The sequence below is a fragment of the Micromonospora sp. NPDC047753 genome (assembly GCF_040642735.1).
Lineage (GTDB): Bacteria > Actinomycetota > Actinomycetes > Mycobacteriales > Micromonosporaceae > Micromonospora.
This window is the reverse complement of the sequence record NZ_JBEYSL010000294.1, coordinates 1-8514: the sequence shown is the minus strand read 5'-3', so window position 1 is coordinate 8514 and position 8514 is coordinate 1. Positions and strand designations below refer to the sequence as shown.

The following is an 8514-nucleotide window of genomic DNA, read 5'->3' as shown; positions in this document are numbered from 1 at the left end:
TGATCCAGGCCGCCGAACGGGCCGTGCAGCAGGACGACCCCTGGACCGCTTTCCGTGATTTCCTGGTCAGGGTCGTGGACGCGCAACTACTCGACGTCGCCCTGTCCTCGGTGCTGTCCACGCCCACGGCCACCCTGCCGGGCACAGCGCACCTGCTCGATGAGCTGTCCTCGTTGTTCGACAAACTGTTCGTACGGGTCAGGGCGGCAGGCTTGCTGGCGCCCGGCATCACGCTCGCCGACATGACGCCACTGATGTGTGGAGTCGCCTTCTCGGCCAGGATGCATGCAGCCACCGGTTCGCAACAGCAGCAAGCCGCAGCCGGTCGCCACTACCTCGATGTCGTACTGAACGGGATCCGGACCCGCTGAGCGCCAGGGGATCGAACCTGATCTCACGCGTCACGTCCGACGGCCCTCGTCGCGGACGGGAATCTCCTGGAGCTGTTCGAGGGCGTCCGCCGGGTTGGCGTCGGCAGGCAGGGACGTCACCTCCTCCAGCGTGCCCGCCGGAAGGGCGCCCTGCTCGGCCAGGTCCGCCTCGGACGCTTCGGGGTCGACGTCACCCGACACCCGGTCCGGTGGCCCGACGTCGAACGCGTCCTGTCGTTGCTCCTGGGCGTCCGCCTCCGGAGGAGGGAACGTTTCGCCCTGATCATCCCGGTACGTGCTCATCGAAGCCTCCCACCCGGCGGGTGTCGACATGCCGCCGGGCCGCTGCCTACCCGCCAGCGCCCCAGTCAGGCCGGCACGTCGGTCGAGATCTCGGCAGTTTCCGGGACGATGCTGCCTCGGTAGCGGCGGAAGCAGCACTGTCCCGGTAGTTGCGCGGATCTTGAGAGGTACGGCGTCATGCGCGCCGGCAGTGGGCAGCGGTCGGCGTCCGCACCCTGGTGGGTGCGCCCAGGTCGACCGGGGCCGGGCCGCCCGAGCAGGCCAACGCGCCGACCTCGCCGCCGGCGAGGATGGGCGCCGATGCATTACCGGTCAGCGCCAGCGGCCCGGCCACTCGGGCCCCCACCATCGTGACGTGGTTGGCGGTGCCGGTCAGCGTCACCGCGCCGCGTACCTCGGTGTTCAGCACCTCGACGGCGGTGGCGCCCGACGCCGTCAGGTTTCCGGCGATCGTGGAGCCCTGGGTGACCAGTGCGGCGCCGGGCGCGACGGTGACCTTGCCGGTCACGGTGGCCGCGCGCAGACAGGTGACACCGGCCGTGACGGTCAGCGGGCCGGCGTGCCGGCCGGTGACCACAGTGGTGCAGGCCGGTGGTGGCGGGATCAGCGTGGCCACGAACGCGCGGGCCGGCCCGATGTTGCCGACGGCGTCGATGCCCCGGTATTCGACGCGGTGCCGGCCGTACCCGGGAGACCGCTCAGCGAACGGGGACACCGACAGGCCGCCCGAGCCGAGGTTGCCGTAGACCAGGCCGTCCACGTCGGTGCCGGTGGCGGTGAACAGGAACGGCGATCGGGCGTCGGTGGGCCAGCCGTAGTAGTTGTGCCACCCGTCGCCGTCGAGCCGGAACTCCGACGTGACCTGGCCGGTGCCGTCGTCGGTGCCGGTCAACCCCATGGTGAACGGGCCGTTGAACACGTACTCGGTGGGTCGGCCGGGCCGAGTCGCGGTGAGCAGCGGCTCGGAGAGGGCGTACGCCACGTCGGGTCGTGTCGCGTCGACCGTCCAGGTGCGGGTCACCGCCCTCCCGGTGCCCGGCTCGCTGACCCGGGCGGTCAGCCGGTGGGAGCCCCGCGACAGGCGCAGGGTGCTCAGGTCCACGTCCCGGTCGGTGCCGGTGTCGGCCACCGGCCGGCCGTCGAGCGTCCAGCGCACGCGTGGCGCCCGATCGGCGGGCTGGCTGGTCCGCACGTACACCACGTCCTGCGCGCCGACCGGTCGGTCGGTCGCGGTGGACGCCGTGATCGCCAGCGGCGAATCCACCGTCGGGGTACGCACCGCGGTGTCCACGGCCCAGGTGCGGGTCTGGGTCAGCGCCGGTGAGCTGCGGATCGCCGGGTCGCGGACGAACTCCGTCGGGTCGGTCACCGTGGCGGTCACCGTGTGCCGGCCGGGGGAGAGCCGTAGTTTCCGCAGGTCCAGATGGCGCGTGTTGCCGGTGCGGGGCACCGCCCTGCCGTCCACGGACCACGTCACCGTCAACGCGTGGCTCACCGGGTGCAGGATGTCCACCCAGAGCAGTCGGTCCGCGCCGACCGCCTGATCGGTGGCCGTGCCGCCCTGCACGATGCCGACCCGGGCGGCGATCCGTTCGGTCATCCGCTCCCGGCCGACCTGGTCGAAGTAGAAGCCCAGCGACTTCATCATCGAGTGCCGGCTCGGTCGCCACACTCCACGCTGGAGGTACAGGCCGCCCTCGTAGCGGCCGATCGTCCCGCCCGCCTCGCTCGGCTCACCCAGCCAGCGCCACCACTTGGCCCGGGTGTCGCGCATCTGCCCCTCGGTCAGCACGGTGTGGTGCACCGAGCCCGGTTCCGGCCCGCTGTAGGTGTCGCCCGGCACCCCACGAGCGTAGTAGTCGTACTCGTCCTGCAGGCCACCGAGCGAGTGCCCCAGCTCGTGCGGGCTGATCAGCGCGGAGAGCGCGTTGCCGCCGGAGGCGGTGGCGTTGCTGCCGCCGGCCCCACCGTAGGTGCCGCTGTTGGCCAGCGCGATCAACTGCCGGTTGCCGGGGTTGGTGCCGCCGGCCAGGTCGGCGTACGCGTTCGCGGCGACGCCGTCGACGGTGAGCAGGCGTTGCACGCTCGCCGGGTTGCAACCACCCCAGAAACCCATGCCCAGCGCGGTGTCGCGTCGCGGCGCGGACAGGCCGGGGTCGCAGTCCACCCCGGACTCCGCCGAGACGATCTCCACGGCGTAGACGTTGAAGTAGCTGCGGTAGGACTTGAACGGCTCGATCGTCCACAGGGTGTTGAGGTGCCGGTCCACGTGTGCTCGAAAGGTGGGCAGATCGGCCTCGGTGTAACCGTCGCCCAGCAGCACCAGGTTGAACCGCGTCGCCGGGTCACCGGTGACCTGGATCGGCACCACTGTGGCACCAGCCGTCGGGGTGACGGCCGGTGCGGCGGCGGCCGGTGTGCCGACCGTCAGTCCCGCCGCGACGAGCGCCGCGACACACAACCCCGCTCTGATCCGCACCCTGCGCCCCTTCCATGGCCGTTCGGCCTGGCGGAGACGGGCGTCGGGCCCGGCGGGGCGCCGTCGTCCGGGCCTGCCGTGACCGTGGACATCTCGGACCGTACCGGTCTGACGAGCGACAGGTAACCCTCGGCGGTCAGTCGGCAGTCGCCTCGGGCGTGGTGTTCCGGCGGGTACCGGCGGCCAGCCCCAGCCCCAGCGCCAGCAGCACGCACACCGCGCCGACCAGAAAGAGCAGCGACGCGGCCGGCTGGCCCAGCCACTCCCAGTACGGGTGCCAGGCCGGGTGCGGCTCGCCGAGGTGGTGCGACAGCAGGGACGGGACGCACAGCGGCAGCGGCAGCCACCACAGCACCGTGGCCACACCCAGCAGACCGTTCACAGTGCCGCGGCTGCGTCGTCCCTCGGTGCGTCGGCTGACCCAGCCGAAGACCAGCCAACCGGCCACCGCGCCCAGCACCGTGCCGAGCACTCCGGCGGGGACCACCAGGGGTGGCGGCGCGCGGTGCAGCTCGACCGAGAGGTAGCTGGCGTCGGCGGCTGTCTGCGAGGAGATCGAGGCGTTCAGGATGGTGTCGTCACGTCGGGCGGTCAGCGCGGTGTCGGTGACCGCCTGCGGGGTGGCGCACATCTTGTCCGCGCAGCTGACACGGTCGGACACCTGTGGGTCGTACACCCGCCAGCCGGCACCGGTCAGGCGCTCCCGGGCCACCGTGACGATCTGCTCGGCGGGCACCGGTGGCGCGCCGAGGGCACCGGCGCCGGTGGCGCTCTCCTGGTACTCGCCGCCGTCACCGAGCACGAGGGTCTTGACCGTCGACAGGCGCAGCGCGTGCCCGTAGACGACGAACAGCGCCGGCGGGGTGTCGATCTCGTCGAGGTCGTGGCCGGGAAAGACCTCGGTGAGGATGGCGGCGGCCTCGGCCCGGTCGGGTTGCGGTCGGGAGGTCTCCCAGGCGGCCCGGCTGGCCAGGGCGCCGGTGAAGAGGCCGCAGACGACAGCGGCGAGCGGCACCCAGGCGACGGCGGGGCCGCTGGCCGGGCGGCCGAGGCGGCGCAGCAGCCGCCGTGCGAACCGGGTGGCCGGCGCGGTGTCGCTCACGGACATGTCCACCCCCGGCGTGAAGATCAGGCGGAGCGACAGTACATCGACCAGGGGTCCCGGCGCGTCCCCCCGATCACCGCCGACCGTGGCCGGGATCGGCCAGGATGGGCGGGTGGCCGGTCACGGCCGCGACGAGGAGGGTGGGCGATGCGGGTACGTGGACGGTTGACCTGGGGGCGGCGTGCTCGTGCGGGGGCGGTGGTGACCGCGTTGCTCGCGGGCGTGCTGCCACCGGCAGTGGTGCTGGCGCCGGGCGCTGCCACGGCGGGCGCGGCAGCGGGGACGCCGGTCTGCCAGGTGCGCGACGACCGGCTGCGCGAGATCTCCGGGATGGTAGCCACCGACGACGGGTACGTGGTGATCAACGACGGGGCCGACGACGAGGCCCGCCGCCGGATCTTCTACCTCGACCAGCGCTGCGCCGTGGTGCGCACCGTCTCCTTCCCGTCCCGGCCCCGCGACACCGAGGACCTGGCCATCGGCCGGGACGGCACCGTCTGGGTCGCCGACATCGGTGACAACGACCGCTCCCGGCCGACGGTCGGCGTGTGGCGGCTGGCACCGGGGGCGAAGCAGCCGGTGCTGCACCGGATGACCTACCCGGACCGTCCGCACGACGCCGAAGCGCTGCTGCTCGACGCGTCCGGTCGGCCGCTGATCGTCACCAAGGGCGGCAGCGGCACTGTCTTCCTCTACGCGCCGGCCACCGCGTTGCGGCCGGACGCGACGACGCCGCTGACCGCGCTCGGCCAGGTGACAGTGCCCTCGACCACGACCAGCAACCCGTTCTCGTTCCTGGGGCGCGGCGTGATCACCGGCGCGGCCAGCGCACCGGACGGACGGCGGGTGGTGCTGCGCAGCTACGCCGACGCCTTCGAGTACGACGTCCCCGACGGCGACGTGGTCCGCGCGTTGACCACCGGCACCCCGAGGATCACCCCGTTGCCGGACGAGCCCCAGGGCGAGTCGATCACCTACAGTCGCGACGGCCGGTCGTTGCTGACCGTCTCCGAGTCCGCCGGTCAGCCAGCCGGCACCCGCTCGACGATCCTGCGCTACCCGGCCACTGCCACCACTGTCACCGCCGCGCCCTCCACGGAGTCCGTCGACCCGGTGTCGCCCACGGCGCTCCGTCCGGCCGCCGGAGAGGCCGGCGCAGGGGGTGGGCGGGCCTGGCCGCTGGCCCTCGGCGCGGGGACACTGCTGGTCCTGCTCGGGTTCGGCGGCGTGCTGTGGTGGAGACACACCGCACGCCGCTGAGCGGGCCGGGGCTGCGGCAGGATGGGGGGATGTCCGTCCTGTCCACGTTGCGCCACCCGATCATCGCCGCCCCGATGGCTGGTGGCCCGTCCACGCCCGCGCTGGTGGCCGCCGTGTCCGCCGCGGGTGGGCTGGGCTTCCTCGCCGCCGGGATGATCGACACCGGCGGGCTGCTCGCCGACGTCGCCGAGGTCCGCTCGCGTACCGATCGGCCGTTCGGTGTGAACCTCTTCCTGCCCGACCCCGGCGGCGTCGACGAGGCCGCCGTCCGGGCGTACGCCGAACGGCTCGCCCCGCAGGCCGCGCGACGCGGCGTGAGCCTGGGTGAGCCGGTGGGCGGCGACGACGCGTACCCGGAGAAGCTGGCCGCGCTGCTCGCGGACCCGGTCCCGGTCGTGTCCTTCGTGTTCGGGCTTCCCGACCGGACGGCGGTCACCGCCCTGCGCGAGCGGGGCACCGAGGTGTGGGCCACCGTCACCCGCCCGGACGCCGCGACCGCCGCCGCCGACCTCGGTGTGGACGCGGTGGTGGTGCAGGGCACCGAGGCCGGTGGGCATCGCGGCGGCCTGCCGGACGACGACGACTACGGGTTGCTGCCGCTGCTCCGGCTGGCCGCCGCCCGCTGCGACCGGCCGCTGGTGGCCGCGGGTGGCCTCGTCGACGGCCCCTCGGTGGCTGCCGTGCTGGCCGCCGGCGCTGCCGCCGCGCAACTCGGCACGGCCTTTTTGCGCTGCCCGGAGGCGGGCAGTTCGCCGATGCACCGGGCGGCGGTGGCCGGTGCCGCACCGACCGCGTTGACCCGGGCGTACACCGGTAAGCGGGCCCGTGGCGTGGCCAACGACTTCCTGCGCGAGCACGACGCGGTGGCACCGCGTGGTTACCCCCAGGTGCTGCACCTGACGCGGCCCCTGCTCGCCGCCGCCCGGCGCGACGCGGACGCATCGGTGGCCAACCTGTGGGCCGGGCAGGCGCACCCGCTGGCCCGGGACGTGCCGGCGGCGCAGGTGGTCGCCGAGGTGAGCGCCGACGCCCGGGCCGCGCTGGCCACAGTGGTCGAGCGGTCCAGCCGCTGGGGCTGACCAGGCCGTCGGCAACCGGCTCGGGCGGGCGGGACAGGCCGGGCGGGCAACCCGTTAGAGTCTCGCCGTGATCGAGATCGGTGCGCAGGTCGAGCTGTCCCACCCGGCTGAGCGGGTCTGGCGCGCCCTGACCGATCGGGAGTTGCTCGGCCGGTGGTTCGCCGAGGCCGAGATGGTCGAGGGCGTACCGGACCGCATGCTGCTGCGCACCGCCGGCCTGCCCGGCTTCCAGGCCGACGTCGAGGTCGAGGTCACCGAGCGGCAGGAGCCGGACCTCTTCGTGCTGGCCTGCGACGAGGCCGGTCGGCTCAGCGAGGTGACCTGTGACGTCACGACCACGACTCAGGGCTGCCGGCTGGAGGTGCGGGAGGTCACCACGCACGGCGGTTGGTCGGTCGAGCAGCAGAAGCCGCGCGAGCAACAGCTCCGGCAGGCGCTGACGGTACGACTGCCGGCCATTCTCGACTGGCTCGCCTTCCAGCAGGTCGACCTGCGCCGGGCCGACGGTGGGATGACCGCGGAACTGCCGCTGATCGGCGTACGCGGCAGGGCCGGCCGCAACCCCCGTCGGCGTCGCACGCTGGTCGCCGTGGTCGCCGGGGCCGTGCTGCTGGCGGGGACGGCGGCATGGGTGACGTTGCCGCGCGACTCGAAGCCGGTCGCCGCGCCCGCACCGACCGCGACCGCGTCCGCGTCGCCGACCGCGACGGCCGGCAGGGCCACGGTCGCCTCCACGGCGACCCCCTCGGCGCGCCCCTCCCGGGCCACCGCATCGGCGACCACCCGGCCGAGCCGGACCCCGTCGGCGAAGCCCTCGCTGACGCCCACGTCGGCGGCGCCACCTCCGCCACCGGCGCCCGTCACGGCCCGCTACGAGACCGAATCCGACCGACTGTTCGGCTACACCGGAGAGATCGTGGTCGGCAACCCCGGCGGCGCACCGGTGGCGGACTGGGCAGTGGTGGTCACCCTCGCCGAAGGCACCACTGTCGACGACGTCGACGGCGCGAACTGGCGACAGGACCGACGGGTGCTCACCTTCACCGGAGCCGCCGTGGCGGCCGGGGGATCCCAGACGATCAGCTTCGACGTCCGCGACAGCCGGCCGAACGCCAGGGAGCCGGAGAGCTGCACGATCGGCGGGCAACCCTGCGCGGGCCTCTGACTAGGCTGCCGTCATGGCACTGCTGCACAGGGCGACCCTGCACCCCACGAAACTGGACCTGCTGACGGCCTGGCTGCCCACCCGACAGTGGTACGCCGGACCGACCGGCGTCGAGGTGGTCAGCCGGGGCGCCTACCGCTTCGACGACCCGGACGGCGAGGTCGGCATCGAGACGATGCTGGTCGGCGCCGCCGACGGCCCGGTCCACCATGTTCCGCTCACCTACCGCGCCGCGCCCCTCGACGGTGCGGACGGCTGGCTGGTCGGCACCACCGAGCATTCGGTGCTCGGCCGGCGCTGGGTGTACGACGGCTGCGTCGACCCGGTCTACGCGGCCGCGCTCGCCCACGCGATCCTCACCGGCAGCGGTCAGGCGGAGCAGTACTTCGAGGTCGACGGTCGGCGCGAGGTGCGTGAGCCGACGGTGACGGTCGTCGTCGACGGCGCCACCGCCCAGGTACCGGCCGTCGGCGCGGTGCGACGGGTGGTCGACGAGGACCGCACGCTCATCGCCACCGACACCGTCGAGCTGGTCGTCGTGCGCCGGCCGGGGGCCGGGGCCGACGGCTCGACCGGGGGCACGCTGAGCGGCAGTTGGGACGGTCAGCCCACGACCGTTCCGCTGGCGTACGCCAGGACGCGCTGATTCGTGTGCGGTGGGCGGCCGGTGAGACCGTGCTCGTCGAGGAAGCCCCACCACTCGTCGTCGTCGAAGCCGACCTCGCCGTACCCGGCGCCGAAGACGTAGTAGG

Annotated in this window: 7 protein-coding genes and 1 pseudogene; 5 read left to right on the top strand and 3 right to left on the bottom strand. The window is 73.7% G+C overall.

Annotated features, from left to right (window positions below):
• Window positions 1-371: pseudogene (locus ABZ749_RS22715) on the top strand (TetR/AcrR family transcriptional regulator); the annotation flags it as partial.
• Window positions 372-401: 30 nt separating this feature from the next.
• Here the strand turns inward: ABZ749_RS22715 and ABZ749_RS22710 are convergent.
• The 3 genes from ABZ749_RS22710 to ABZ749_RS22700 form a co-directional block, all read right to left on the bottom strand.
• On the bottom strand, window positions 402-674 hold the full coding sequence (locus ABZ749_RS22710) for a hypothetical protein (protein ID WP_357206283.1): 273 nt from the start codon (window positions 672-674) through the stop codon (window positions 402-404).
• A 175-nt stretch (window positions 675-849) separates the two neighbouring features.
• Window positions 850-3153: a M64 family metallopeptidase gene (locus ABZ749_RS22705; RefSeq protein WP_357230789.1), complete on the bottom strand. Its 2304-nt coding sequence runs from the start codon at window positions 3151-3153 to the stop codon at window positions 850-852.
• A 136-nt stretch (window positions 3154-3289) separates the two neighbouring features.
• Window positions 3290-4255: a hypothetical protein gene (locus ABZ749_RS22700; RefSeq protein ID WP_357230786.1), complete on the bottom strand. Its 966-nt coding sequence runs from the start codon at window positions 4253-4255 to the stop codon at window positions 3290-3292.
• A 150-nt stretch (window positions 4256-4405) separates the two neighbouring features.
• Between ABZ749_RS22700 and ABZ749_RS22695 the strand changes: the two genes are divergently transcribed.
• From ABZ749_RS22695 to ABZ749_RS22680, 4 genes are all read left to right on the top strand, one after another.
• Complete coding sequence (locus ABZ749_RS22695; protein WP_357230783.1) at window positions 4406-5518, top strand: hypothetical protein; 1113 nt, start codon at window positions 4406-4408, stop codon at window positions 5516-5518.
• A 29-nt stretch (window positions 5519-5547) separates the two neighbouring features.
• Window positions 5548-6597: a nitronate monooxygenase gene (locus tag ABZ749_RS22690; RefSeq protein WP_357230780.1), complete on the top strand. Its 1050-nt coding sequence runs from the start codon at window positions 5548-5550 to the stop codon at window positions 6595-6597.
• A gap of 67 nt (window positions 6598-6664) precedes the next feature.
• Window positions 6665-7762 (top strand): SRPBCC domain-containing protein, encoded by a 1098-nt coding sequence (locus ABZ749_RS22685; protein ID WP_357230777.1) that lies wholly within the window; start codon window positions 6665-6667, stop codon window positions 7760-7762.
• Between the two features lie 13 nt (window positions 7763-7775).
• Complete coding sequence (locus ABZ749_RS22680) at window positions 7776-8408, top strand: hypothetical protein (RefSeq protein WP_357230774.1); 633 nt, start codon at window positions 7776-7778, stop codon at window positions 8406-8408.
• Window positions 8409-8514: the final 106 nt, after the last annotated feature.